Source organism: Segatella hominis, assembly GCF_019249725.2.
GTDB lineage: Bacteria > Bacteroidota > Bacteroidia > Bacteroidales > Bacteroidaceae > Prevotella.
The window spans coordinates 2,758,346-2,783,724 of the sequence record NZ_CP137559.1 but is presented as its reverse complement, the minus strand read 5'-3'; the positions used below and the strand labels follow the sequence as shown (position 1 = coordinate 2,783,724).

General features: G+C 44.0%; 24 protein-coding genes and 1 tRNA gene. 21 read left to right on the top strand and 4 right to left on the bottom strand.

Translation table 11 applies throughout. The annotated features are described in order from the left end of the window. Window positions 1-40 precede the first annotated feature (40 nt). Window positions 41-1,750 carry a Na/Pi cotransporter family protein gene (locus KUA50_RS11295; protein ID WP_134843474.1) on the bottom strand — a complete coding sequence of 570 codons (1,710 nt, stop codon included), beginning with the start codon at window positions 1,748-1,750 and terminating at the stop codon, window positions 41-43. Between the two features lie 149 nt (window positions 1,751-1,899). Here KUA50_RS11295 and KUA50_RS11290 point away from each other — a divergent pair, with 149 nt between their 5' ends. Beyond that, window positions 1,900-3,564, top strand: a complete 1,665-nt coding sequence (locus KUA50_RS11290; RefSeq protein WP_218456077.1) for a nucleoside kinase — start codon at window positions 1,900-1,902, stop codon at window positions 3,562-3,564. Between the two features lie 128 nt (window positions 3,565-3,692). On the opposite strand, the gene upp is transcribed toward KUA50_RS11290, so the two are convergent. Then, window positions 3,693-4,352: a uracil phosphoribosyltransferase gene (gene upp, locus KUA50_RS11285; protein ID WP_218456078.1), complete on the bottom strand. Its 660-nt coding sequence runs from the start codon at window positions 4,350-4,352 to the stop codon at window positions 3,693-3,695. Between the two features lie 670 nt (window positions 4,353-5,022). Here upp and pckA point away from each other — a divergent pair. From pckA to KUA50_RS11230, 11 genes are all read left to right on the top strand, one after another. Next, entirely contained in the window at window positions 5,023-6,636 is a 1,614-nt protein-coding gene (gene pckA, locus KUA50_RS11280; RefSeq protein WP_022121513.1) for a phosphoenolpyruvate carboxykinase (ATP), read from the top strand. Window positions 6,637-6,949: 313 nt separating this feature from the next. Beyond that, on the top strand, window positions 6,950-8,368 hold the full coding sequence (locus KUA50_RS11275) for a DUF6242 domain-containing protein (RefSeq protein WP_218456079.1): 1,419 nt from the start codon (window positions 6,950-6,952) through the stop codon (window positions 8,366-8,368). 44 nt (window positions 8,369-8,412) lie between these two features. After that, on the top strand, window positions 8,413-9,096 hold the full coding sequence (locus KUA50_RS11270; RefSeq protein ID WP_218456080.1) for a DUF6089 family protein: 684 nt from the start codon (window positions 8,413-8,415) through the stop codon (window positions 9,094-9,096). Continuing rightward, window positions 9,096-9,848, top strand: coding sequence for an isoprenyl transferase (locus KUA50_RS11265; protein WP_022110605.1), 753 nt, complete (start codon window positions 9,096-9,098; stop codon window positions 9,846-9,848). Before KUA50_RS11270 ends, KUA50_RS11265 begins: the two co-directional genes overlap by 1 nt. Before the next feature lie 63 nt (window positions 9,849-9,911). After that, window positions 9,912-12,548 (top strand): outer membrane protein assembly factor, encoded by a 2,637-nt coding sequence (locus KUA50_RS11260; RefSeq protein ID WP_022110604.1) that lies wholly within the window; start codon window positions 9,912-9,914, stop codon window positions 12,546-12,548. A 77-nt stretch (window positions 12,549-12,625) separates the two neighbouring features. After that, on the top strand, window positions 12,626-13,141 hold the full coding sequence (locus KUA50_RS11255) for an OmpH family outer membrane protein (protein ID WP_218456081.1): 516 nt from the start codon (window positions 12,626-12,628) through the stop codon (window positions 13,139-13,141). A gap of 99 nt (window positions 13,142-13,240) precedes the next feature. Continuing rightward, complete coding sequence (locus KUA50_RS11250) at window positions 13,241-13,726, top strand: OmpH family outer membrane protein (protein WP_218456082.1); 486 nt, start codon at window positions 13,241-13,243, stop codon at window positions 13,724-13,726. Between the two features lie 117 nt (window positions 13,727-13,843). After that, on the top strand, window positions 13,844-14,419 hold the full coding sequence (locus tag KUA50_RS11245) for an OmpH family outer membrane protein (protein ID WP_218456187.1): 576 nt from the start codon (window positions 13,844-13,846) through the stop codon (window positions 14,417-14,419). Next, on the top strand, window positions 14,416-15,252 hold the full coding sequence (gene murI, locus KUA50_RS11240) for a glutamate racemase (RefSeq protein WP_134844621.1): 837 nt from the start codon (window positions 14,416-14,418) through the stop codon (window positions 15,250-15,252). The genes KUA50_RS11245 and murI overlap by 4 nt, the downstream gene beginning before the upstream one ends. Window positions 15,253-15,342: 90 nt before the next feature. Beyond that, window positions 15,343-15,678 carry a 30S ribosome-binding factor RbfA gene (rbfA, locus tag KUA50_RS11235; RefSeq protein ID WP_022327967.1) on the top strand — a complete coding sequence of 112 codons (336 nt, stop codon included), beginning with the start codon at window positions 15,343-15,345 and terminating at the stop codon, window positions 15,676-15,678. Between the two features lie 31 nt (window positions 15,679-15,709). Further along, entirely contained in the window at window positions 15,710-16,939 is a 1,230-nt protein-coding gene (locus KUA50_RS11230; RefSeq protein ID WP_218456083.1) for an FtsX-like permease family protein, read from the top strand. 136 nt (window positions 16,940-17,075) lie between these two features. On the opposite strand, the gene KUA50_RS11225 is transcribed toward KUA50_RS11230, so the two are convergent. Together KUA50_RS11225 and aroQ are read right to left on the bottom strand one after the other, a co-directional pair. Further along, window positions 17,076-17,714 carry an O-methyltransferase gene (locus KUA50_RS11225; protein ID WP_218456084.1) on the bottom strand — a complete coding sequence of 213 codons (639 nt, stop codon included), beginning with the start codon at window positions 17,712-17,714 and terminating at the stop codon, window positions 17,076-17,078. Between the two features lie 43 nt (window positions 17,715-17,757). Next, complete coding sequence (gene aroQ, locus KUA50_RS11220; protein ID WP_218456085.1) at window positions 17,758-18,192, bottom strand: type II 3-dehydroquinate dehydratase; 435 nt, start codon at window positions 18,190-18,192, stop codon at window positions 17,758-17,760. Between the two features lie 124 nt (window positions 18,193-18,316). On the opposite strand from aroQ, the gene xerD reads away from it, so the two are divergent. From xerD to KUA50_RS11175, 9 genes are all read left to right on the top strand, one after another. Next, window positions 18,317-19,276, top strand: a complete 960-nt coding sequence (gene xerD, locus KUA50_RS11215; RefSeq protein WP_118115954.1) for a site-specific tyrosine recombinase XerD — start codon at window positions 18,317-18,319, stop codon at window positions 19,274-19,276. A 119-nt stretch (window positions 19,277-19,395) separates the two neighbouring features. Next, window positions 19,396-20,670 (top strand): methionine adenosyltransferase, encoded by a 1,275-nt coding sequence (metK, locus tag KUA50_RS11210; RefSeq protein ID WP_218456086.1) that lies wholly within the window; start codon window positions 19,396-19,398, stop codon window positions 20,668-20,670. 83 nt (window positions 20,671-20,753) lie between these two features. Continuing rightward, window positions 20,754-21,773, top strand: a complete 1,020-nt coding sequence (locus tag KUA50_RS11205; protein ID WP_218456087.1) for a DUF4271 domain-containing protein — start codon at window positions 20,754-20,756, stop codon at window positions 21,771-21,773. A 7-nt stretch (window positions 21,774-21,780) separates the two neighbouring features. Continuing rightward, the gene (locus KUA50_RS11200) at window positions 21,781-22,530 is read left to right on the top strand and encodes a uroporphyrinogen-III synthase (RefSeq protein WP_022110592.1); all 750 of its coding nucleotides are present in this window, start codon (window positions 21,781-21,783) and stop codon (window positions 22,528-22,530) included. Between the two features lie 106 nt (window positions 22,531-22,636). Then, entirely contained in the window at window positions 22,637-23,044 is a 408-nt protein-coding gene (locus tag KUA50_RS11195; protein ID WP_218456088.1) for a ribonuclease P protein component, read from the top strand. After that, complete coding sequence (yidD, locus tag KUA50_RS11190; protein WP_118115948.1) at window positions 23,041-23,262, top strand: membrane protein insertion efficiency factor YidD; 222 nt, start codon at window positions 23,041-23,043, stop codon at window positions 23,260-23,262. Before KUA50_RS11195 ends, yidD begins: the two co-directional genes overlap by 4 nt. Window positions 23,263-23,324: 62 nt before the next feature. After that, entirely contained in the window at window positions 23,325-24,626 is a 1,302-nt protein-coding gene (tyrS, locus tag KUA50_RS11185) for a tyrosine--tRNA ligase (RefSeq protein ID WP_118115946.1), read from the top strand. Between the two features lie 65 nt (window positions 24,627-24,691). After that, window positions 24,692-24,762: transfer RNA gene (locus KUA50_RS11180), tRNA-Gln, on the top strand. A gap of 85 nt (window positions 24,763-24,847) precedes the next feature. Next, complete coding sequence (locus tag KUA50_RS11175; RefSeq protein ID WP_218456089.1) at window positions 24,848-25,369, top strand: RNA polymerase sigma-70 factor; 522 nt, start codon at window positions 24,848-24,850, stop codon at window positions 25,367-25,369. The last annotated feature ends 10 nt before the right edge of the window (window positions 25,370-25,379 follow it).

Genomic DNA, 25,379 nt, shown 5'->3' with positions numbered 1-25,379 from the left:
CAGATAGCCCCTTCTATTACATCTGATGTCTTGGATAGTCTTATGCCTCATGCTGTCTTACACCCATGCGGGCCTCTACTACGTTTACCACGTAGTCGCCAAGCTTCTCGCACTCCTGGATGATATCCATATACATGGTACCGATGGCATAGGTATAGAGATGGTTGTTCACATCGTTGATGTTCTGGCTCTTCAACTGGTTGCGGTAGTTGTTGATCTCGTTCTCAATGTTGAATGAGAGGTTGGCATCGTTGTCTCCCTTATGACCTACGAGGGTGATGTTCATCTGGGTGAGGGCATTGTCGGTAAGCTCCATCATCTGATGCATGTGCTCGTACTGAGAAGGGATGAAATCCTCCTTGCCACGGATGCGGCGGTTCAGGGTACGGGCAATATTGAAGCAACTGTCACCGATACTCTCTATCTCGGAAATTTCGCGGAGCATGGCGCGAATCTTAGCCTTGGTTTCATCAGAGAGATGGGAATCGCTCACCTGATCAAGGTACTTGGCAATCTCAATCTCCATATTGTCTGAGATACCTTCATACTTCTCAATACGGGTATAGAGCTTGACAAACTTATCATCGTTGGTTTCGCCTAAGAGTTCCTTCACCATACCAAACATGCGCTGGATACGCACGGCGAAGCTGTGAATCTCCTTCTGTGCCTCCAGAACAGAGATTTCTGGGGTCTTCATGATACCGCTTTGGATAAAGCGCAGGCGGAAATCATCCTCATCAGCATTCTTCTTAGGACGGATAATCTTGCATACCAACTTCTCTATCTGAGGGATAAACCATACCAGGATAAAGGTGTTGGAGAGGTTGAAGGTGGTATGGAAGGCGGCAAGCACAAAGGAGAGCTTGGCTGCATTGGCTACGAAATGAGGATCGTTCTTCTCCATCACATCATCAAAACCCACCCAACCGCAAACGAGGTGGATGAACGGACGGAACACGCAGAGTATCCAGAGTACACCGAAGACATTGAACACCATGTGTGCCATCGCCGCCCTTCGGGCCTGCGTATTGGCTGTAAGCGCAGCCACATTGGAGGTGACGGTAGTACCGATATTCTCGCCCATCACGAGCGCAATACCCTGGTAGATAGGCAATACGCCAGTGGAGCAGAGTATCATCGTAATCGCCATGACGGCTGCTGAACTCTGTACGCACATGGTGAGTACGCTACCTATCAGGAGGAAGGTGATGGTAGTGGTAAAACTGTGGGGATCAAAACTTGCAAAAAAATCCAGAACCGGCTGATTGTGAGCCAGATCCATGTCGATACCGGTTTGACGTAAAGTTCCCAAACCGAGGAACATAAAGGATATGCCGAAGATGAAGTCGCCGACGATCTTGCGCTTCTTACTATAGATAAGGATGATGGCAAAGAAGAATGCCGGCCATACAAAGTCGGTGATGTTGAATGAGAAACCGGCACTCATGATCCATGCGGTGAGCGTGGTTCCAATGTTGGCACCCATGATGACCGAGATAGCCTGGGCAAGGGTGAGGAGACCAGCGTTGACGAATGATACCGTCATCACCGTCGTGGCTGTAGAAGACTGCACTGCAGCCGTGATGAGCGTACCAGTGAGGATGCCCGTCAAACGGTTGGTAGTCATGGTTCCTAACACATGGCGGAGCTGAGGTCCAGCCATCTTCTGCAAACTGTCGCTCATCGTCTTCATACCGAACATCAGTAGGGCGAGTGCACCGATAAGCCTGAAAAATATCCAAATCGACATATTTTAATTTAATTTATGTTTTCAAAATCACCGTAGTTGCTTTTTTATTCGTATCTTTACCGAACGTAAGTGATTACTCTTGGGAAGTATGAAAATACCTCCTTGGGAGCAGGATTATTGTCAAACATTGTAACATAAACGTAGCGCAAATGAAACAAGTAATACAAATCCGTTGCAAAAATAACAAAAAAACTCAGAAAGTAGCAATCGGTAGCACACTTTTTGATATTTTTTCTGAAATTGGCCTTGAAATGAGCCATGGACCTATCTCCTGTAAGGTAAATAACAAGGTGGAAGGCATGCATTATCGTGTTTATAATAGCAAGGACCTTGAGTTCCTCGATATGACTTCTTCTTCAGGTTCCCGGGCCTATACCCGTACGCTTTTCTTTGTGCTCTGCAAGGCGGTGAAGGATATTTTTCCTACCAGTCCTGATGTGATTATCGACATCCCTGTTTCCAATGGATTTTATGTGGATGTGCGTCTGGGTAAGGAACTTACCGAGGAGGAGGTGGGGATGCTGCGTAATCGTATGCAGGAAATCATCGATGCCCGCATGCCTATCCGCAGATATATGGTGCCTACCGAGGATGCTATTGCGCTCTTCCAGGAAAAGGGAGATGTGGAGAAGGTGAAACTCCTGAAGACTTCCGGCTCTATCTATACTACCTATTATAAAATAGGTGATTACGTGGATTATTATTATGGTACACTCCTTACCAATACTTCTGAACTTTATCTTTTCGGGCTGGAGAAGTATTATGACGGTATGCTGCTGCGTATTCCTTCTCTTAAGAATCCGGATCAGTTGGGCGAAATCACCAGACAGGATAAGATGTTTGATATCTTCAAGGAGCATCATCGCTGGCAGGATATCATCGGTATCCGTACGGTAGGCGATTTCAATCAGGCTGTTACTGCAGGATTTTCAACCGATATTATCAATATCAGCGAGGCTTTGCAAGAGAAGAAAATAGCCCAGATAGCTGAAGATATAGCCCAGCGTAAGGGGGTAAAGCTTGTTCTACTGGCTGGTCCTTCTTCCTCGGGTAAAACTACTTCCTGCAAGCGCCTGTCTATCCAGCTGGCTGTAAACGGCTTGAAACCTCTGCAGATTTCGCTCGATGATTACTTTGTAGATAGGGAGAAAACTCCGAAGGATGAGAGTGGCGAATATGATTACGAGAGCATCTATGCCCTGGATCTGAAACTTATCAATGAGCAGTTTAATGCCCTCTTCCGTGGCGAGGAGGTGGAATTGCCGAAATATGACTTCCAGAGCGGAAAGAGTAAGAGAAGCGGAAAGAAACTGAAGATGAACGATCATAATGTGCTGGTGGTGGAAGGTATTCATGCCTTGAATCCGGAACTGACATCGCAGATTCCTGATGAGAAGATTTATCGCGTCTATGCTTCGGCTTTAACCACCATTCTGCTTGATAATCACAATTATATTCCTACGACCGACAACCGTTTGTTGCGCCGCATCATCCGCGATAATAAATATAGAGGTGTGAGTGCGCAGGAGACCATCCATCGCTGGCCTTCAGTGCGTGCTGGAGAAAACAAGTGGATTTTCCCGTTCCAGGAAAATGCGGATGCAATGCTCAATACGGCGATGCTCTACGAATTGGCTGTTATCAAGATGCAGGCAGAACCGCTCTTGCAACTGGTGCCAGAGAATTGTGAAGAATATGCTGAGGCTTACCGCCTCCTGAAATTCCTGAAGTATTTCAAGGGAATACCTTATAATAATCTGCCTCCTACATCGCTGCTACGCGAGTTCTTGGGTGGAAGTTCTTTCCATTATTAAAGAAAATAAGGTTTCATTTTTTTCGTCCCTGTACCCACTTTTATTTTTCCCTGCCCACGGAAAAATTCTTGCGTGGGCAGGGAGAAAAATATACCCGGGCAGAGACGGGAAATTAACAATTCTTGTTTTTATAACTTGTTTCCGTAGCAGAGGTCACCTGCATCTCCGAAACCAGGAACGATGTATTTATGCTCGTTCAGTCCTTCGTCGATGGAAGCGCACCAGATGGTGGTCTTTTCTTCTGGGAAGGTGTTCTTGATGTGCTCAATGCCTTCTGGGGCAGCAAGGACACATGCCACGTGGATATGTTTCGGGTTACCCTTGGTGATGAAGGCCTTCATGCCCATCTCCATGCTGATGCCGGTAGCGAGCATAGGGTCGGCGATGATGAGCGTCTTGTCTGTCAGGTCTGGAGTAGCAAGATATTCGATGTGGACACCGATCTCGGTATGTTCCTCGTTGGTATATTCGCGGTAAGCACTCACAAAGGCATTGCCGGAGTGGTCGAAGATGTTGAGAAAACCCTCATGGAAAGGAAGTCCGGCACGGAAGATGGTTCCGATGACAACCTGGTCGGTAGGGAGGTTGACCCTTGCTACACCGAGCGGTGTAGTCACATCCTTTGCCTCGTAATCAAGTGTCTTTGAGATTTCAAAAGCCTCATACTCACCGATTCTCTTGATATTGTTGCGGAAGAGCAAACGGTTCTTCTGATAATCACAGTCGCGCATCTCAGCCAAGTAACGGTTGATGATGGAATTTTTCTCGCTTAGGTTGATGATTTCCATTGTTGTTTATTTTTTTTGTTATTTTATGCTTGTTCTTTTGCTTCTATTTCGGCTAATTATTTTAGCTTCAATTTCAGTTTATTTCTTGCTTCAGTTTCAGCTTATTCTTCTGCCTAAATTTTTGCAAAGATAATGTAAATCCGAGAGATTACAAAATGTTTTGGCTGTTTTTTGTTTGTTCGTGTTCTCTTTTCTATTCTTTACCGTCTCTCCTTCGTTTTTTTTCGCCTCTATCTCCCCAATCCTTTCTTTTCTCTATCTTCCCAGCACATTTCCGTCTTTATTTCCAGTCCTTCCTCGTCTCTCTTTCTTTTGTCCTTTCTGTCTTTCTTTTTCCTCCTTTCTCTCCTTTCTTACTTCACTCCCGTCTCTGTTTTTTCGTTTCTCTTCTTCCCACAATCATCTCTCGCTATATATATAAATAGGTGTATTTCCTTTTTCTTTCGTCATGATGTGTCTGTTTTTTGTAAAGTCAATATGGCAAATTATGGATGAATGATTTGGATTTTAATTTCTTTAACCTAAAAAGCTTTTAAAATGTCTTATTTATAAACAAGAATCTTTGTTATCAAACAGATTTTTCGTAACTTTGCGGCGGTTTTGAAAGAAAATCAGTTTTAAGGATTCAGGTAAGAAGAATTAATTCACAACTTAAATACATTTAAAAAAAATGGCAAAGTTTGATAAGTCAGTTTTAGCAAAGTACGGAATCACAGGTACAACTGAGGTTCTCTACAATCCTTCTTATGAGGTATTGTTCAATGAGGAGACTAAGGAAGGTCTCGAGGGTTTTGAGGTTGGTCAGGAGACTGAGCTCGGTGCAGTTAATGTAATGACTGGTATTTACACTGGTCGTTCTCCTAAAGACAAGTTCATCGTTGACGATGCTACATCTCACGACACAGTATGGTGGGATTCTGAGGAGTATCACAACGATAACCACAAGGCTACTCCAGAGGCTTGGAATGCCGTTAAGGAGATCGCTAAGAAGGAGCTTTCTAACAAGAAGTTGTTCGTAGTAGATGGTTTCTGCGGTACACACAAGGATACACGTATGAAGGTACGTTTCATCGTTGAGGTAGCATGGCAGGCACACTTCGTAACAAATATGTTCATTCGTCCTCAGAACGAGGCTGAGTTCGATCAGGAGCCAGACTTCATCGTTTACAATGCTTCTAAGGCAAAGGTTGAGAACTGGAAGGAGTTGGGTCTCCACTCAGAGACAGCCGTTGTATTCAACGTAACTTCTAAGGAGCAGGTTATCATCAATACATGGTATGGTGGTGAGATGAAGAAGGGTATGTTCTCTATGATGAACTACTTCTTGCCATTGAAGGGTATGGCTTCTATGCACTGCTCTGCCAACACAGATATGAACGGTGAGAATACAGCTATCTTCTTCGGTCTTTCTGGTACAGGTAAGACTACATTGTCAACAGACCCTAAGCGTAAGTTGATCGGTGACGATGAGCACGGATGGGACGACGAGGGTGTGTTCAACTTCGAAGGTGGTTGCTACGCTAAGGTTATCAACCTCGACAAGGAGTCTGAGCCAGATATCTACGGTGCTATCACACGTGACGCTCTTCTCGAGAACGTAACTGTAGCTAAGGATGGTAAGATTGACTTCGCAGATAAGACTGTTACCGAGAATACTCGTGTATCTTATCCTATCTACCACATCAAGAACATCCAGCGTCCATTCTCTCAGGGTCCAGCTGCTAAGCAGGTTATCTTCCTCTCAGCAGATGCATTCGGTGTATTGCCACCAGTATCTATCTTGAACGCTGAGCAGACTAAGTATTACTTCCTCTCTGGCTTCACAGCTAAGTTGGCTGGTACAGAGCGCGGTATCACCGAGCCTACTCCAACATTCTCTGCTTGCTTCGGTCAGGCATTCTTGGAGTTGCACCCAACTAAGTACGCTGAGGAGTTGGTAAAGAAGATGCAGAAGTCTGGTGCTAAGGCATACTTGGTTAACACTGGTTGGAACGGTACAGGCAAGCGTATCTCTATCCGCGATACACGTGGTATCATCGACGCTATCCTCGACCACTCAATCGACGCAGCTCCTACAAAGACTATCCCATTCTTCAACTTCGTAGTTCCTACACAGTTGGAAGGCGTAGATCCTAAGATCCTCGATCCACGTGATACATACGCTGAGGCTTCTCAGTGGGAGGAGAAGGCTAAGGACTTGGCTGCTCGCTTCATCAAGAACTTCAAGAAGTATGAGACAAACGAGGCTGGTAAGGCTCTCGTTGCTGCTGGTCCACAGCTCTAATCATTCGAAACTTCGAATTATTAAGAATTATCATATTAGGGTCCTATCTCTCGAAAGAGGGATGGGACTCTTTTTTTTTAGTTTCCCATTTCTCATTTGTCATTTGTCATTTCTCATTTTAAAGTCTTTCTCATTTGTCATTTCTCATTTTTTTAAAGTTTTTCCTCTCAAAAATGCCTTGATTGTTGGGAATAATCACTAAACAAACTTAAAAATTACCGATAAAATCAATAATTTGCATAATAAACCGACAAAAAGGGGCTTTATTTGAAGAATTCTCTGTAAATTTGCAGCTAAAAATAAATAAATAAGAATGAAAAGGAAGTTTTTTGCTTTCATCCTGCTCCTTTCTGCAGGCCTGTCATTGTCTTCATGTTTGAGCAGTGACGATGATACAAATATTGAATATACCCATGATACTGCCATCACTGCTTTTTCTCTTGGCACGATGAATCGCTATTATCTGGGAAAGACATCGGATGGTACGAAGGATTCAACTTATGCTACCACGATTGCTGGTTCTAATTATAAATTTTATATAGATCAGACCGCTGGTAAGATCTATAATGCAGACTCTTTGCCTGTTGGGACAAAGATCAGTGCTGCCTTGGCTTCTATCACAGCCAAGCAGAGCAGTCCGCTGCTTTGGGTGCTGAAAGATAAGGATAATAAAGACTCTTTGGCTTATTATTCCAGCTCTGACTCCGTAGATTTCTCTAAACCAAAGGAAATCCGAGTATATAACAACGATTATTCTGCATATCGTACTTATACGATTACCGTAAATGTACACAAAGAAGGTCCTGATTCCTTCGTATGGCATTCTCTTGCAGCCCAGAATGGTGACTTGGCAGCTTTGGCTGGCATGAAAGCCGTTTCTGCGGGCAACTGTGTCTATGTTTTCGGTAAGAGTAATGGTGGTACCAAGATTTTCAAGACTGGCCTGAATGGTGGTGCTTTTGGAAATCCTCTAACTCCTAATGTTGCTTTGGGTGAGGATGCCTATAAGAGCGCAATCGCTAAGGATGGTAAACTCTATATTCTCAATAATGGCGAAGTTCTCAAGTCTGATGATGCTATCAATTGGGAATCTGTTACTACTGACGCCTCTCTTCTGCAGTTGATTGGCGCAAGTAGCAACTATCTGTATGCTTATACTGCTGCTGGTATTGCCGTATCTAAGGACAATGGTGCCAGCTGGACTCCTGATGCAATGGATGACAAGGGCGCAGACTTCCTGCCAACAGAAAACCTCAGTTTGGTGGTTAAGCCTGTTCGTTCTGTGAAAGGCGCAGAAAACCTTCTTCTCCTCGGTAATCGAAAGGTTCGTGAGAATGAAAAGAAGGATACGGTCGCAACGATCTGGACTCGCACTTTTGATGCTGGTGAAGCTACAGATTCTTATCAGTGGAACTATGTAGAATATCAGCCTCATCAGGCTGGCATGTTGCCTTATCTCAATACCCTCCAGGTGGCGCTCAACGATAGCGGTTATGTGGCTTTGGCTGCTGGCGATTATAAAGTGGGTAGTACAACTGTAGAAAAATGTAAGTGGTATGTGAGCAAGACTGGCTTAGACTGGAGTGTGGATACAACGGTTGTGATGCCTGCTGAATTTGCAGTAAGCAGACCAGCTGCTTTCGTACGTGATGCCAATAACTATTATTGGGTTATCAACAACGGATACGTCTGGAAAGGAAGATATAATAGAGATGGATGGAGAAAGGAATAAACTTATTTCTTTCTCTTGAGTCTATATATATAATAAGGTGTAAAATGCACAGAATAGTTCTGACGATAATCGGTTTGGTGGTTGCTCTTGTCCACATCAGCGCCCAGGATGATCCCCAATATCGCATGGAGATAGGTGCGGGGGTAGGAATGGTCAGTTACGAGGGTGATTTCAATGGCAACGTGTTGAAAAACATGCAGCCGATGGCCTCGCTGCTTTGGAGATACAATTTCGACCCTTATAAAGACTTGCGCCTGAGCGCCAGTTATGGAAAACTGAAAGGATCGTCGGCGGATGTCAAGACTTATTATCCGGATTATGCAGAGTCAACCTATGAGTTCAATCATAATGTGGTGGATGTAAGTCTCATCTTCGAGTATAATTTCTGGCCTTACGGTACAGGAAGAGACTATCGAGGAGCCAAGCGGTTGACACCCTATATTTATGGCGGACTGGGAGCTACTTCCGTGTCTGGAGGCAGCAAAAGTGTCTTTACCGCCAATGTGCCTATCGGTATAGGTGTGAAATATAAAGTCAGAGAACGGCTGAATGTAGGTTTAGACTGGGGATTCCATTTCTCTCTGAATGATGAACTGGATGGAGTGAAAGACCCCTATAGAGTGAAGAGCAGCGGTGCATTCAAGAATACAGACTGCTATTCCATGCTGCAGCTCACAATAACCTATAGTTTCAAGGCAAAATGTAGAACATGTAATAAAGAAGAATAATGGCAACAAACTTAGATATGAGCAGAATACCAGAGCATATTGCCATCATCATGGATGGTAACGGGCGATGGGCGATGGAGCGAGGCAAAGAAAGAAGTTTCGGCCATCAGGCTGGTGTGGATACCGTTCGTCGTATCACTTCAGAATGTACTCGCTTAGGTGTGAAATATCTTACACTCTATACTTTTTCTACGGAAAACTGGAATCGTCCTGCCGACGAGGTGGCTGCTCTGATGGGACTTGTACTCACTTCTCTTGAGGATGAAATCTTCATGAAGAACAATGTACGCTTCCGTGTGATAGGTGATATAGGTCGTTTGCCAAAGCCTGTGCAGGAAAAGTTGCAGGAGACCATGGAACATACGGCTAAGAATGACGCCATGACGATGGTGGTGGCTTTGAGCTACTCTTCTCGTTGGGAAATCATGGAAGCAATGAGACGTTCCCTGAAGGATGCGATGGCTGATGGCAAGAAAAGCTATGATGAGATAGCTGGTGAATTGACTGAGGAGAATTTCGCCAAGCATCTCGAAACCAACTTTATGCCAGATCCTGATCTCCTGATCCGTACGGGCGGTGAATTGCGCATCAGCAATTATCTCTTGTGGCAGATAGCTTATTCTGAGTTGTATTTCTGCGATACCTACTGGCCAGATTTCATGGAGGAAGATCTCCAGAAGGCAATAGCTGACTATCAGAATCGTCAGCGCAGGTTTGGCAAAACTGAGGCTCAGGTGGAAAAAGGAGAGTAATGCTACTATTACTCGGGAGTCATATTAGGAAAGAATACATTTGAAAATATACATAATAAGTAAATGAATAAGATAAGAAAGGTTTTCATCCTGCTGTTCGGTGTAATGGCTTGTTTGCAGGTGACGGCACAAGACAAGATTGTGAATCCTGACATCTCGTATGCAGGAAATCCCCGTAATCTGGTCATTGGAGGCATCAACGTATCAGGAGTGGAAGGATATGAGGATTATGTGCTTACTGGCATCTCTGGCCTGTCGGTCGGTGATAGAATCGATGTGCCGGGAGATGATGTGACCAATGCCGTCAAGCGATATTGGAAGCATGGACTGTTTTCAAAAGTGGCGATTGCTGCCGACTCTATTGTGGGCGAAAAACTTTATCTCCACATCTATCTGGCCGTTCGCCCTCGTATCTCTAACATCAACTATATCGGCCTGAAAAAGAGCGAGCGAGAGGATATGGAGCAGAAATTGGGTATGGTAAAGGGTACACAGGTGACTCCAAACATGCTCGACCGTGCCAAGATTCTTGCCAAGAAATACTTTGATGACAAAGGTTTCAAGAATGCGGATATCCAGATCAACCAACGTGATGATGTAGCCAACAAGGGACAGGTTATCCTGGATGTAATCGTAGATAAAAAGGAGAAAATCAAGGTTCATCAGATTACCATCGATGGCAATGAGAAACTTTCTGACCGCAAGATTAAGGGTGGCTTATTCTCCAAAGGCGCATTCGCCAAGACTCATGAGGCAGGAAAATTTGCTACTTTCTTCAAATCTAAGAAGTTTACACCTGAACGCTGGAAAGAGGATAAGGCTAAGCTGATAGATAAATACTACGAGTATGGTTATCGTGATGCCCAGATTCTGGAAGATAGCGTCAGCAACTACGATGAGAAGCATGTCAATGTATATGTGAAGGTAGATGAGGGTAAGCAATATTTCATCCGTAATATCACGTGGGTGGGTAATACTGTCTATGATACAGACCGTCTGAATGCTCTGCTCACCATGAAGAAGGGTGATGTATATAATCAGAAACTCTTGCACAAGCGCTTGAATGAGGATGATGATGCGGTGGGAAACCTCTATTATAATAATGGTTATGTGTTCTCTAACATCAATCCTGCCGAAATCAATATCGATGGCGACTCTATCGACCTCGAAATGCGCGTCACTGAGGGCCCTCAGGCTTATCTGAGCCATGTACGCATCAACGGTAATACCCGACTCTATGAGAATGTAGTACGCCGCGAACTCCGTACGAAACCAGGCGATCTCTTCTCTAAGGATGCTATCATGCGTTCTGCCCGTGAGTTGGCTTCTATGGGACACTTTGATGCTGAAAAGGTGAACCCGGATATCAAGCCAAACTATGAGGATGGTACTGTGGATATCAACTGGAACCTGGAGCAGAAGAGTAATGACCAGATTGAGTTCTCACTCGGTTGGGGACAGACTGGTGTCATTGGACGTGTGGGCTTGAAGCTCAACAACTTCTCTATGGCCAACCTCTTCAACAAGAACAAGGAGCATCGTGGTATCATGCCTATCGGTGATGGAGAGGTGCTCAGTATCGGTGCACAGACCAATGGTACCTACTATCAGAGCTACAATGTAAGCTACTCTACCAACTGGTTTGGTGGCAAGCGACCTGTTCAGTTCAGTGTAGGTGCATACTATAGTAAGAGTACTGACGTGTCAAGCAACTATTATAACAGTGCTTACATGAACAACTACTATAGCTACATGTATGGTTACGGTTCCAGCTATTACAATAACTACGAGAATTATTACGACCCAGATAAGTATATCCAGATGGTCGGCGTAAGCCTCGGTTGGGGTAAGCGTCTCCGTTGGCCGGATGACTACTTTACTCTGTCTGTGCAGTTGGCTTACCAGCGCTACATGATGAAGAACTGGAGCTATATGTTGATGAATAATGGTAATGCGAATAACTTGAACTTGACAATTTCGCTGAACCGTACATCCACAGATAATCAGCTATTCCCACGTACTGGTTCTGAGGTAGAGGCTTCTGTCAACCTGACTCCACCATGGAGCTTGATGAACAACAAGGATTATGAGCATCTGGCAACCAACAGAAACTCACCAACTTATGCTCAGGAGCAGCAGGAGAAATATCGCTGGATAGAGTATCATAAGTGGAAGTTCAAGGCTAAGACTTATACCGCATTGAGCGGAGGTCAGAAGTGCTTTGTGTTGATGACCCGTGTGGAACTCGGTTTGTTGGGAGCTTACAATAAATACAACAAGAGTCCATTTGAGACCTACTATGTGGGTGGTGATGGTATGAGCGGTTATTCATCCTATTATGGTGAGGAAACCATCGGTCTCCGTGGTTACGAGAATGGTTCTGTATCTTATAGTGCCAGCACAGGTTACTATGCTTATGCATACGACCGTTTCTCATTGGAACTCCGTTATCCGTTCCTTTTGGGTAATACCACTATTTATGGTTTGACCTTCGTAGAGGCTGGTAATGCATGGTATGACACCAAGAAGTTCAATCCATTCAGCATGAAGCGTAGTGCCGGTGTCGGTGTACGTATCTTCTTGCCAATGGTCGGCTTGATGGGTATCGACTGGGCTTATGGTTTCGACAAGGTTTGGAACGGAAGCCAGTACAAGAAGGGTGGAAGCCAGTTCCACTTTATCCTCGGCCAGGAGTTCTAAGTTGAGTGAAGAACGAAGAGTGAAGTATCCTCTTGCTAAAAGATGGATGAATTAATAATTCGTGGAGGACAGATAAAATGAAGAAATTCGTGATGATGCTGATGATGGCTGTAGCAGCCATCACAGCCCATGCGCAGAAATATGCGCTGGTTGATATGGAATATATCCTGAAGAATGTGCCTGCTTACGAGCGTGCCAACGAACAGTTGAATCAGGTGAGCAAGAAATGGCAAGCTGAGGTAGAGGCGCTCAATCTGGAGGCAAGTACTATGTACAAGAACTATCAGAACGAGGTGGTTTTCTTGTCACAGGAACAGAAAAAAGCCAAGCAGGATGCCATCATGCAGAAGGAGAAGGAAGCCAGTGATCTGAAGAAGAAATACTTCGGACCTGAAGGGGAACTCTACAAGAAGCGTGAAGCGCTGATGACTCCTATACAGGAGGAAATCTACAATGCAGTGAAGGAAATCGCTGATTTGCGTGGCTATTCGCTGGTGCTCGACAGAGCCAGCAATGCTGGTATCATATTTGGTTCTCCAAAAATCGATATTAGCAACGAAGTGCTTCAAAAATTAGGTTATTCCAATAATTAGTTGTATATTTGCAGCGAGAGTTATAAAAGTGAGTTGACTGTGGACAATATGTCCATCTGAAAACCTATTTGGAAATTAATAATTAAAAGAATAAAAACAATGAAAAAGCTTATTTTAATGTTGATGCTTTGTGCACCAATGACAATGATGGCACAGAAGTTTGGTAAGGTAAATACCCAGACTATCATGCAGGCTTTGCCTGATGTTGCTAAAGCTAATGGTGAGCTTGAGGCACTCCAGAAGCAGAAGGAGAACGATTTGAAGTCTATGCAGGATGAGTTCCAGCGCAAGGCTGACGAGTATCAGAAGGCTCAGAGCACAATGAACGCTACTGCTAAGAAGCAGAAGGAAACTGAGTTGCAGGGTCTTCAGCAGAAGATTCAGCAGGCTTATCAGGATGGTCAGCAGGAATTACAGAAGAAGAGCAGCGAGCTGATGCAGCCTATCGTGGCTAAGGTGCGTACTGCTATCGAGGCTGTTGGTAAGGCTGGCAACTACACTTACATCTTCGAGGAAGGTGCTGCTGTTTACACAGGTACCAATGTAGTTGATGTAACTAAGGAAGTACAGGCTAAGATCAAGTAATTTCGGTTATTTCCAACTAAGATAGTGGGGGCAGGCACAAGTGCTTGCCCTTGTTTCTCTTTTCAGTATTTATATATAATAGGTATGAATATGCCTATTCTAATCCAACACTTCATGATGAAAAAGACATTCCTTTATTTGGTTCTGGCAATGATGCCTGTGCTGGCATCTGCCCAGCAGGTGGCTAATTCTGCTCCTAAAGCGAGTGAGGCTACTGCTGCTCCTACTGCGGGTGCAGAGGCTCCGTCTGCAATCCGTTTCGGCTATTTCAGCTTCGAAGAAGTCTTTCGTACAATGCCTGGTTATGCGATAGCCAAGCATCATATGGACGATCTTCGCTTGAAGTATGATGCCGAAACCAAGCGCTCGGAGGACGAGTTTAACAGCAAGTATGAGGAGTTTCTGGATGGTCAGCGTAATTTCGCTCCTTCCATCCTGGAAAAACGACAGGCGGAACTTCGTGAACTGATGGCTAAGAATATGGCTTTCAAAGCTGAGTCGGAACGTCTGCTGAAACAGGCTGAGGAAGATGCTTATGCTCCTCTGAAAAAACAAATCAGAGAGGCTTTGCAGAAGATAGGCAAGGCGAAAGGATATGCGTTTATCCTGAATGCCGACCACGATTCACTTCCATACGTTGATGCTGCGATGGGAGAGGATATTACCGAACTAATCAAGGAGAATTTGAAATGATGTTGCCTTCTAATCCTGGTCCTATCGGAATATTTGATTCCGGATATGGTGGGTTGACTATCCTGCATGGACTTCGTCAGCTTCTTCCTCAGTACGACTATATGTACTTGGGTGATAATGCACGTGCGCCGTATGGTTCCCGCTCTTTCGAGGTGGTGTATAAGTTTACGCGCCAGGCAGTACTCAAACTGTTTTCCATGGGTTGCCACCTGGTGATTCTGGGTTGTAATACGGCTTCAGCCAAGGCGCTTCGCTCTATCCAGCAAAGAGATATCCCTGAGTTGGATCCAAGCCGCCGTGTGCTGGGTATTATCCGACCTACTGCTGAGGTTATCGGTAATATCACCAAGAGTAACCATGTCGGTCTGTTGGCTACGGAAGGTACTATCAAAAGTCAAAGCTATGACTTGGAGATTGCCAAACTCTGGCCTGAAGTCAAGGTTAGCGGTGTCGCTTGTCCGCTATGGGCTGCCATCGTAGAAGCCAATGAGGCTGATAGTCCGGGTGCTGATTATTTCGTCAAGAAGCGCATTGACCAACTGATGCGTAAAGATGCTGACATAGATACGATTATCTTGGGATGTACACATTATCCATTGCTGATGAACAGCATTGTGAAAAACCTTCCCGATGGTGTGCGGGTTGTGCCACAAGGAATGTATGTAGCTGAGAGTCTGAAAAATTACTTGAAGCGGCATCAGGACATGGAGAATATGATTACCAAGAAAGGTACCTGCCAGTATCTGACTACTGAAAGTGAGGAAAAATTCAAGGAGTCTGCTCAGATCTTCCTGCATGAAAGTGTGGAGGTGAAGCATGTGGACCTTGAATAGTGTTAAGCTGAGTAATGTTTAATTTTTTAGTCAATCATACTAATTTGATTATTCATTCTAATTTAGTCAATCATTCTAATTGAAAAGATTATGCAAGAAACAAGACAAAACCGTATATCCAGACTTCTCCAGAAGGAGTTGAGTCTTATTTTTCAGTCACAAACTCGTATGATGCATGGTGTCATGGTGAGTGTGACCAAGGTTAAAATCAGTCCAGATCTCAGTATCTGTACTGCTTATCTGAGTGTGTTCCCTTCTGAGAAAGGAGAGGAAATCCTGAAGAATATCACCGCTAATGAGAAAACCATTCGTTATGATTTGGGCAAGAAGGTAAGAAACCAATTGCGTATAATTCCTGAATTACGCTTCTTCCTCGATGACAGTCTGGATTATTTGGAGCGCATAGATGAACTTTTGAAAAAGTAAAAAAGTAAAAGAGTAAAAAGGTAAAAGACAAATGAATTTTCCATTTTTCATTGCTCGCAGGTATCTCTTTTCCAAGAAGAGCACTCATGCCATCAATATCATTAGTGCTATCTCGGCGATTGGTGTGGCTGTGGCTACGATGGCGCTGGTCATCGTGCTGAGTGTGTTCAATGGATTCCATGACTTGGTGGCAACTTTGTTTACCAGCTTTGATCCACAGTTAGAACTCGTTCCTACAAAAGGTAAGACGGCTCCTTGCGATGACCCTATCTTGACCAAAATTCGCCAGTTGCCGCAGGTAGATGTTGCAACAGAGTGTGTGGAAGATCAGGCGCTGGCTGTCTATCAGGACCGTCAGGCTATGGTTACCATCAAGGGTGTGGATGATAATTTCAGCGACCAGTCGCATATCACAGACATTCTCTATGGTGATGGCACATTCTCACTTCATGCTGCCAACTTGGAATATGGAACCTTGGGTATCCGCTTGGCGCAGACCCTTGGTATCGGTGCACAATGGGATGGTTTTCTGAAGATTTATGCACCGATGAAGGAGGGACAGTTGGATATGTCGAATCCTTCTGAGGGATTTGTAGTTGATTCTCTGGTCTGTCCGGGCGTATTGTTTGCTGTCAAGCAAGCCCGTTATGACAAGAGTTACATTCTGACTTCCGTAACATTTGCCCGTAATCTCTTTGGACAGCAGGGAATGCTTTCTTCGCTCGAACTCCGACTGAAAGATGGTAGTGATTTAGATGCCGTGAAGAAGGAGATGCAGCAGATTGCTGGAGATAAGTACCGGGTGCTGGATAGATTTGAACAGCAGGAAGATACTTTCAAGATTATGTCTATCGAGAAGATGATAGCTTATATCTTCCTTACGTTTATCTTGATAGTGGCTTGCTTTAATATCATCGGTTCGTTGTCCATGCTGATCATCGATAAAAAAGATGATGTGCTTACTTTGCGCAACTTGGGAGCCAGCGACAAGCAGATAGCCCGTGTGTTCCTTTTCGAAGGTAGAATGATTTCTGCCATTGGAGCCATCATCGGTATCGGTATGGGTTTGTTGCTCTGTCTCTTACAGCAGGAATTTGGATTTGTGAAGCTGGGTGATTCTGCTGGCTCTTTCATCGTTGATGCTTATCCGGTAAGTGTACACTATTCAGATGTTGCCATTATCTTTGTCACGGTGCTGGCTGTCGGTTGGTTAGCCGTCTGGTATCCAGTAAGGGCTCTGAGCAAAAGATTATTGAGCTAAACAATTGAGAAACAGATATAATTCAATTGGTTAGAGAATCCCTGTTCTTAATAGAAAAAGGGATGCTTCATAAAAACAATAAAGGCTGCGTCATAGAATACGCAGCCTTTATTGTTTTCTATTCTAATATTGTTTCCTATTTCTTTCTTATTAAAGTCAGTCCATCTCTTAATGGGAGGATTACAACTTCTACGCGAGGGTCTTGAGCGATGAAGTCATTAAACTTACGGATACCTTGCGTCTGCTGATCGCGGTCATAGGCAGGATCGATAACGTGCCCATCCCATAAGGTGTTGTCGGCAAGGATATAACCGTTGGGTTTCAAGACACTCATCACCATCTCATAGGTCTCGATGTAAGTGCGCTTGTCGCCATCAACAAAAGCCATGTCGAACATAACTCCCAATTTGGGTGCTTCTACGTTGGCATCACCTATGCGGAAATCTATCTTGTCGGCTACACTGGATTCCTCTATCCATGGTCGGGTGAAATCCTCCATCTCATCATTGATTTCAAAGGTGTAGAGTTTGCCGCCTTCCTGCAAACCCTCAGCCAGACAGATGGCGCTGTAACCGCTGAAGGTTCCAACTTCCAGGATATTTTTGGGGCGAATCATTTCTACCAGCATTTTGAGCAGTCTGCCCTGGATGTGCCCACTTGCCATCCTGCCATGAATAGTGTGGATATTGGTGGCACGATAAAGTCGGTAAAGGTAATCTCCCTCTGGCTCAATGTGTTGGCAGATATATTTGTCGAGACTTTCTGTTTCTGTCATGATTTTATAGCTAAAGAGTTAAATGTTGGAAGCAAGGTGAGCTTTACTTCTCATTTTCTTTTTGAGCGAGAATACCAGCTATGGCAAGGTCGTAGGATGCCAGACCGAAGCCACAGATGACTCCGAGGCAGGCGCAAGAGATATAAGAGTGGTGGCGGAACTCCTCACGCTTATGGACATTGGAGATATGAACCTCCACGCATGGGCACTTCAAGCTGCGGATGCAATCTTGCAAGGCAATGCTCGTGTGGGTATAGGCTCCTGCATTGAGGACTACGCCATCGTATGAAAACCCCACTTCCTGCAACTTGTTGATCAGCTCGCCTTCGATATTGCTCTGGTAATATTCGATTTCTACATCAGGAAATTTTTCCTTCAATTTTGGCAAATAACTTTCGAAGGAGTTGCTGCCATAAATGCCCGGTTCACGGACACCGAGGAGGTTCAAGTTTGGACCATTGATAATTTGTATTTTCATAATCCCTTATTATTTTATCCGTTTATGAATATTTTTTTGTAATTTTGCAGAAGTTAGAGTGTTCTTCCATCATGGAAGATTGAGGCTGTCTCTTTTACTTCTAACTGCAAAGGTAATAATAAAAATGGAAACAAGCAAGAAATCAAGTACGAATATTGTTAAGGATTATGTGAGATACCTCAAATTGGAGCGTAATTACTCACCCAATACGTTGGAAGCTTACCAGCGCGACTTGCGTTATCTCCTTGAATTTGTCAAATCCAAGGAGATTTCCCTCTTGGATGTCAAACTGGAGGATTTAGAGGAGTTTTCTGCGGGCTTGCATGATAAGAATGTGGGTGCTCGTTCACAATCGCGTATCTTAAGTGGAGTGCGTTCTTTCTATCGTTTCTTGATGATTGAGGATTATTTGAAAAATGATCCTACGGAGCTGCTTCCTTTCCCGCAGATTGGACAGCATTTGCCGGAATATCTGACTGTGGAGGAGGTGGATCTGTTGGAACAGGCTATTGATCTGACGAAATGGGAAGGACAGCGTAACAAGACAATCATAGAAGTCCTGTTCTCCTGTGGGTTACGAGTGTCGGAATTGGTAAATCTCAAACTAAGCGACATCTTTGAGGAGGAAAAATTCATCCGTGTTTTGGGAAAGGGAAGCAAGGAAAGACTTGTTCCGATTTCTGAAACTGCCATCAAACAGTTGCATTATTGGTATATGGACCGCAATCAGATGAAAATCAAGCAGGGAGAGGAGGATTATGTTTTCCTCAATCGACGGGGTGCTCATCTTACCAGAACGATGATTCTTATCATGATTAAGAATGCGGCAAAGGATGCAGGAATCAAGAAAACCATCTCGCCTCATACCCTTCGGCATAGTTTTGCAACAGCCTTGCTCAAGGGTGGTGCCGATTTGCGTGTTATCCAGGCCTTGTTGGGTCATGAAGATCTGGGAACGACAGAAATCTATACACATTTGGAAACTTCCGACTTGAGGCGGGAAATCTTGGAACATCATCCGAGAAATATCATGTATCGCGAGAAGATGAAGCCGGAAAGTGCTTCTGATGACCATCTTGACTGATAAACATTTAAAACTGGAATATTTTTCATTCTAATGTGACTGAATATGAAAATAAATGCGTAACTTTGCAGCCGCAAATAAATGATATATCAATTTTTAAAAGAAGAAAAGGAATAAATATGGCATATTTGTTTACATCAGAATCAGTTTCTGAAGGACATCCTGATAAAGTTGCAGACCAGATATCCGATGCATTGTTAGACCAGTTCCTGGCTTACGATGAGCATGCTCATTGTGCTATCGAATCTTTCTGTACTACTGGTCAGGTGGTTATCATGGGCGAGGTTCGCTCTAACGAATACGTAGATTTGCAGACTATCGCCCGCAAAACAATTAAGAAAATCGGTTATACCAAATCAGAATACCAGTTTGATGGTGACTCTTGTGGTGTTCTTACTGCCATTCATGAGCAGAGTGATGATATCAACCGTGGTGTGAGCCGTGAGGAAGATGAAGACCAGGGTGCTGGTGACCAGGGTATGATGTTCGGCTATGCTACCAATGAGACAGATAATTATATGCCAGTCTCTCTTGACTTGGCACAGCGCATCATGAAGGAACTCGCTGCTATCCGTAAGGAAGGTAAGGTAATGACTTATCTCCGTCCGGATTCCAAGAGTCAGGTAACGGTAGAATACTCTGATGACAATATTCCTCAGCGTATTGATACAATCGTTGTTTCTACTCAGCATGATGATTTTATCAAGGATGCAATGGGTAATGATGATGACGATGCTATGCTGGCAAAGATTCGTGAGGATGTTATCAACATTCTCATCCCACGCGTGAAAGCACAGTTGGGCGACAAGGTATTGGCTCTTTTCAATGATGACATCAAGTATTTCGTCAATCCTACAGGTAAGTTTGTTATCGGTGGCCCTCATGGAGATACCGGTCTGACAGGTCGTAAGATTATCGTGGATACTTATGGTGGTAAGGGTGCACATGGCGGTGGTGCTTTCTCTGGTAAGGATTCAAGTAAGGTGGACCGTTCTGCTGCTTACGCTGCTCGCTATATTGCCAAGAACATGGTAGCTGCAGGTGTGGCTGATGAAATGTTGGTGCAGGTAAGTTATGCTATTGGTGTGGCTGAGCCTGTCAGCATCTATGTGAATACTTATGGACGTAGCCATGTGAATATGAATGATGGTGAAATTGCCCAGAAGATTTCTCAGATGTTTGATCTCCGTCCAAAGGCTATCGAGCGTCAGTTGAAGCTCCGTCAGCCAATGTATCTGGAGACTGCTGCGTATGGTCACATGGGTCGAAAGAATGAGGTAGTGGAAAAAACTTTCACCAGCCGTTATCATGATACCAAGACTATGCAGGTAGAGTTGTTTACTTGGGAAAAACTCGATAAAGTAGAGGAAATTAAGAAAGAGTTTGCCCTTTAAAATGGGATTAGACTCAAAAAAATAGAATTTATTCCCTAGAGAGCCTGGCTTTCTAGGGATAACTTATTATTTATAGTAGAAGGATGGCGCAACAAGCAGATTCAACAATCATAGAAACTCCTGAGTCAGATGTGGCACAGGAGCCTTTAAAGCATACAGGAGAATTGACTCCGAAGCAAGTGCTGAGTTGGTTGCCCAAGAATGCGACACCTGCTCAGCAAGATTCCATGGTGCGGGCGCATATCAAACCATGTGAGATTCATTGGAGCAAAATGCCCGATACCTTGCATCTTCCTGGGCATCAGCCAGGCAAGAGCTTTAGGGACGTCAGCTTACCGCAGTATTATCGTGAGTCTTTCTTCTCGAAAGATTCGCTCTTTCATCCAGAATTGAAGGGTGGAAGATTGGGCGTGGCAGGTGACCCTGTGCCTTATACTGTAGCAGGCGATGATTTTGTCACGATTTTGCTCTTGTTCTGCTTTCTGATAGCATGTGTGGCCTTCACCAAGTCTCGTCAGTTTATCATTCGTCAGGCAAAGACTTTCTTCCGTGTACCACGATTTGGTACCACGGTGATAACCGAGACATCCAACGAGTTGCGCTTCCAGTTGTTTCTGGGATTACAGACTTGCTTACTGATAGCCATCGGCTATTTTATGTATTCCAGGGCTTCTATCAGTGATACATTTACGATAGACCAATATCAGGTGATTAGCATCTATGCAGGGTATGCTGCAGCTTATTTCCTGTTGAAGGCATTGCTCTATTCGATAACAGGGTGGGTGTTCTTTGATAAGAAAAAAAACGAACAATGGATGAAGGCATATCTCTTCTTGGTGTCGTGTGAAGGTGTACTACTTTTCCCTGCTATCATGCTGATGACATACTTTGGTTTTTCCATACAAGCGGCTGTGATTTATACACTTATTGTAGTCGGAATCATCAAAATATTGTCTTTTTATAAGTGTTTCATCATCTTTTTTCGAAGAAAAGGCGCTTTTTTGCAAATAATTTTGTACTTTTGTGCCCTCGAAGTGGTACCTCTTTTCGCTTTGTCAGGCGGATTGGTATTGATTAGTCATTATTTGAAAATAAACTTTTAGGACAAAAATGATAAAGAAGATTTTAGTTTCTCAGCCAAAACCAGCGAGTGATAAATCTCCGTATTATGAATTAGAGAAGGATTATGGCGTAGAATGCGTGTTCCGCCCATTCTTCAAGGTTGAGGGACTTACAGCGAAGGAGTTTCGTCAGCAGAAAATCAATCTGCTCGACTATACTGCAGTAGTTTTCACCTCTCGTCATGCAGTGGATAACTATTTCAAGTTGGCCAAGGAGATGCGTATTACTATTCCAGAAGATATGAAGTACTTCTGTGTGATTGAGACGATTGCACTATATATCCAGAAATATGTGCAGTATCGTAAAAGAAAGGTATTCTTTGGTGAAACAGGTAAGATTGATGGTCTCCTCGCACAAATGTCACGACACAAGACAGAGAAGTATCTCGTGCCACTGAGTTGTGTTCATAATGATGATATCAAGAATGCTCTCGACGAGAAAAACCTGAAGCATACAGAATGTGTGATGTATCGTACAGTAAGCAATGATTTCACAGAAGAGGAAATCAAGAGCTTCGATTATGATATGATGATTTTCTTCAGCCCAACTGGTGTGAAGGCTTTAAAGAAGAATTTCCCTGATTTCAAGCAAGGTGATATCGCTGTTGCTGCTTTTGGTCCCGCTACAGCCAAAACTGTAGAGGATGAGAATCTCAGACTCGATCTGGAGGCTCCTTCCAAGAAATTCCCTTCTATGACAGGTGCCTTGAAAGATTATCTCGAGAGAAATAACGAATAATTAAGTTCTGGGAGAAGTACTGAGGGATCTCTAATAAATCCGGAGCGATTTCTATGGTCCTAAGATCTCTATAGAACTGTATATTAATATAGCCTAATTGATAGGAATGTCAGAACAGAAGACTTTTACATTACCGAAACAAGAGAGGTTGTGTAGCAGGACGCTCATAGAACAACTCTTTTTGGGTCATTCCCAACATAAGAAAGAATGGCCGGTGAGGGTAGTGTATCAAGTCGTGAAAAGGAAGGATGAGGATGATGCGCAAGCGGAAGTATTGATGAGTGTGTCTAAGCGCTATTTCAAGAGAGCTGTAAAGCGCAACTTGGTGAAACGCCAACTTCGAGAAAGCTATCGTCTTCATAAGGCAATTTTGACAGATGTACTTGCTTTGCATCCGGATACTAAAATCCTCATTGCCTTTATTTGGCTTTCTGGACAAACCTATGATTCAGTGAAGGTTGAGAAAGCTGTTAAGGCGGCATTGGAAAAAATAGTAGATAGTTTGGAACGATGAAAAAGCTGCTAACTTACCTGCTGGTGATGCCGATACTCTTTTATCAAAGATGTATCACGCCATTTACTCCGCCGTCTTGTCGCTTTACACCCACTTGTTCTGAGTATGCTCGTCAGGCGATTCTGAAGCATGGACCGTTTAAAGGGCTCGCTTTGGCTATCTGGCGAATATTAAGATGCAATCCATGGGGTGGTTCGGGTTATGACCCCGTGCCGTAAGTTTCCGAAGGTGATTCGGGCCCCTTACACATATTTTATATAATATATAACAATCTCATTCGATGGCAAAAAACTTTGTTGAAGAATTGAAATGGCGTGGTATGCTGGCTCAGATTATGCCAGGTACAGAGGAATACCTCAACACCCACATGGTGTCTGCTTATCTTGGTACTGACCCTACCGCAGACTCTCTTCATATCGGTCACCTTTGTGGAATCATGATGTTGCGTCACTTGCAGCGTTGTGGTCACAAGCCTTATCTGCTTGTTGGCGGTGCTACAGGTATGATTGGCGACCCTTCTGGCAAGAGTCAGGAGCGTAATCTTCTCGACGCAGAGACTCTCTATCATAACCAGGAGGCTATCAAGAAGCAGGTATCTAAGTTCCTTGACTTCGATGGCAATGAGCCAAATAAGGCCGAGTTGGTAAACAACTACGACTGGATGAAGGACTTTACTTTCCTCGATTTCGCTCGTGTGGTAGGTAAGCACATTACCGTTAACTATATGATGGCAAAGGATAGTGTACAGAAGCGTTTGAATGGTGAGGCTCGTGACGGCTTGTCTTTCACAGAGTTTACTTATCAGTTGCTTCAGGGTTACGACTTCCTTTATCAGTATGAGAAGTATGGTGTGCGCCTTCAGCTCGGTGGTAACGACCAGTGGGGTAACATGACTACAGGTACTGAGTTGATTCATCGTACTCTCGGCAATGATGCAGAGTGCTTCTGCCTCACTTGTCCTTTGATTACCAAGGCAGATGGCAAGAAGTTTGGTAAGACAGAGAGTGGTAACATCTGGTTGGACCGTAATCGTACTACTCCTTACGCTTTCTACCAGTTCTGGTTGAACGTAAGTGATGACGATGCTGAGAAATATATCAAGATCTTCACCGACCTCGATAAGGAGACTATTGATGCTCTCGTAGAAGAGCATAAGCAGGATCCAGGTCGCCGTGTTCTCCAGAAGCGTTTGGCTGAGGAGGTTACTGTAATGGTTCACTCTCAGGAAGACTTGGATATGGCTATTGCAGCCAGCAACATTCTCTTCGGTAAGGCAACCAAGGAGAATCTTGCACAGCTTGATGAGGCTACCTTGAATGATGTATTCGCTAATGTACCTCATTATGATCTCGACAAGAACTTGCTTGGCGGAGCAGCAGTTGACCTTTTCAATCAGGAAGGTATGCAGATCTTCCCAAGTAAGAGTGAGATGCGTAAGCTCGTCAAGGGCGGTGGTGTTTCACTCAACAAGGAGAAGCTTGCAGCTTTCGATCAGATAGTAACTGCAGACGACCTTATTGATGGTAAGTATCTCTTGGTACAAAAGGGCAAGAAGAATTACTTCTTGATTACCGTGAAATAATCGTTAAAAGTATTGAAAATATTTGGTAGTGGAGAAAAAATCCACTACCTTTGCACCCGATTTATTGTCCTATGGTGTAATGGTAGCACTACAGTTTTTGGTTCTGTCAGTGGTGGTTCGAATCCGCCTGGGACAACATCTCGCAAAATAACCCTTCAAGTCTTCATGGATTTGGAGGGTTATTTTGTTATATAAGAGTTTAGTTTAGGTAGAGAAGGTTTATGCAAAAGATAGACTTGATATTTCAGCAGTATTATCGTCCGCTATGTCTTTATGCCACTCATTATCTGCATGATATCGATGAGGCTGAAGACGTGGTGCAGGATTGTTTTGTGAAATTGATAAGTAGGAACATCATGCCAGAAAACATCAAGGCTTTCTTATATACCTCTGTGCGCAATGCCTGCATCGACCGATTGCGCCGCCAGTTTCCGATAGATACGGAGATTTCTCCTTCTGACTTGAGCGGCACAATCTCTGATGATCAGGCGCAGGAATGTTCTTTCCGGGAGGCGGAACTGTGGACGGCTATCGAGCTATTGCCCGAACGATGCAGGGAAATCTTCCTGATGAGCAAGCGTGATGGCATGACTTATCGGGAGATAGCCGAAGAACTGAATCTATCAGAAAAGACCGTGGAGCATCAGATTTCCAAGGCTTTAAAGACCTTACGAGGCAAGAAAGATGATTTTCTTGCAGATTTTTTCTATATTTTACCTTTCATCCATGGGGGTATTCTGTAATTCTTGCGTT

What these genes read in the sequence shown, in the direction of transcription:
- KUA50_RS11260 (WP_022110604.1), top strand. Translation starts at nt 9,912, where the DNA reads ATGAATAAGATAAGAAAGGTTTTCATCCTGCTGTTCGGTGTAATGGCT.
- tyrS (WP_118115946.1), top strand. Translation starts at nt 23,325, where the DNA reads ATGGCAAAAAACTTTGTTGAAGAATTGAAATGGCGTGGTATGCTGGCT.
- KUA50_RS11200 (WP_022110592.1), top strand. Translation starts at nt 21,781, where the DNA reads ATGATAAAGAAGATTTTAGTTTCTCAGCCAAAACCAGCGAGTGATAAA.
- aroQ (WP_218456085.1), bottom strand. Translation starts at nt 18,192, where the DNA reads ATGAAAATACAAATTATCAATGGTCCAAACTTGAACCTCCTCGGTGTC.
- KUA50_RS11265 (WP_022110605.1), top strand. Translation starts at nt 9,096, where the DNA reads ATGGCAACAAACTTAGATATGAGCAGAATACCAGAGCATATTGCCATC.
- KUA50_RS11295 (WP_134843474.1), bottom strand. Translation starts at nt 1,750, where the DNA reads ATGTCGATTTGGATATTTTTCAGGCTTATCGGTGCACTCGCCCTACTG.
- xerD (WP_118115954.1), top strand. Translation starts at nt 18,317, where the DNA reads ATGGAAACAAGCAAGAAATCAAGTACGAATATTGTTAAGGATTATGTG.
- KUA50_RS11275 (WP_218456079.1), top strand. Translation starts at nt 6,950, where the DNA reads ATGAAAAGGAAGTTTTTTGCTTTCATCCTGCTCCTTTCTGCAGGCCTG.
- rbfA (WP_022327967.1), top strand. Translation starts at nt 15,343, where the DNA reads ATGCAAGAAACAAGACAAAACCGTATATCCAGACTTCTCCAGAAGGAG.
- KUA50_RS11290 (WP_218456077.1), top strand. Translation starts at nt 1,900, where the DNA reads ATGAAACAAGTAATACAAATCCGTTGCAAAAATAACAAAAAAACTCAG.
- KUA50_RS11225 (WP_218456084.1), bottom strand. Translation starts at nt 17,714, where the DNA reads ATGACAGAAACAGAAAGTCTCGACAAATATATCTGCCAACACATTGAG.
- upp (WP_218456078.1), bottom strand. Translation starts at nt 4,352, where the DNA reads ATGGAAATCATCAACCTAAGCGAGAAAAATTCCATCATCAACCGTTAC.
- yidD (WP_118115948.1), top strand. Translation starts at nt 23,041, where the DNA reads ATGAAAAAGCTGCTAACTTACCTGCTGGTGATGCCGATACTCTTTTAT.
- KUA50_RS11250 (WP_218456082.1), top strand. Translation starts at nt 13,241, where the DNA reads ATGAAAAAGCTTATTTTAATGTTGATGCTTTGTGCACCAATGACAATG.
- pckA (WP_022121513.1), top strand. Translation starts at nt 5,023, where the DNA reads ATGGCAAAGTTTGATAAGTCAGTTTTAGCAAAGTACGGAATCACAGGT.
- KUA50_RS11205 (WP_218456087.1), top strand. Translation starts at nt 20,754, where the DNA reads ATGGCGCAACAAGCAGATTCAACAATCATAGAAACTCCTGAGTCAGAT.
- KUA50_RS11255 (WP_218456081.1), top strand. Translation starts at nt 12,626, where the DNA reads ATGAAGAAATTCGTGATGATGCTGATGATGGCTGTAGCAGCCATCACA.
- metK (WP_218456086.1), top strand. Translation starts at nt 19,396, where the DNA reads ATGGCATATTTGTTTACATCAGAATCAGTTTCTGAAGGACATCCTGAT.
- KUA50_RS11245 (WP_218456187.1), top strand. Translation starts at nt 13,844, where the DNA reads ATGAAAAAGACATTCCTTTATTTGGTTCTGGCAATGATGCCTGTGCTG.
- KUA50_RS11230 (WP_218456083.1), top strand. Translation starts at nt 15,710, where the DNA reads ATGAATTTTCCATTTTTCATTGCTCGCAGGTATCTCTTTTCCAAGAAG.
- KUA50_RS11175 (WP_218456089.1), top strand. Translation starts at nt 24,848, where the DNA reads ATGCAAAAGATAGACTTGATATTTCAGCAGTATTATCGTCCGCTATGT.
- KUA50_RS11270 (WP_218456080.1), top strand. Translation starts at nt 8,413, where the DNA reads ATGCACAGAATAGTTCTGACGATAATCGGTTTGGTGGTTGCTCTTGTC.
- KUA50_RS11195 (WP_218456088.1), top strand. Translation starts at nt 22,637, where the DNA reads ATGTCAGAACAGAAGACTTTTACATTACCGAAACAAGAGAGGTTGTGT.
- murI (WP_134844621.1), top strand. Translation starts at nt 14,416, where the DNA reads ATGATGTTGCCTTCTAATCCTGGTCCTATCGGAATATTTGATTCCGGA.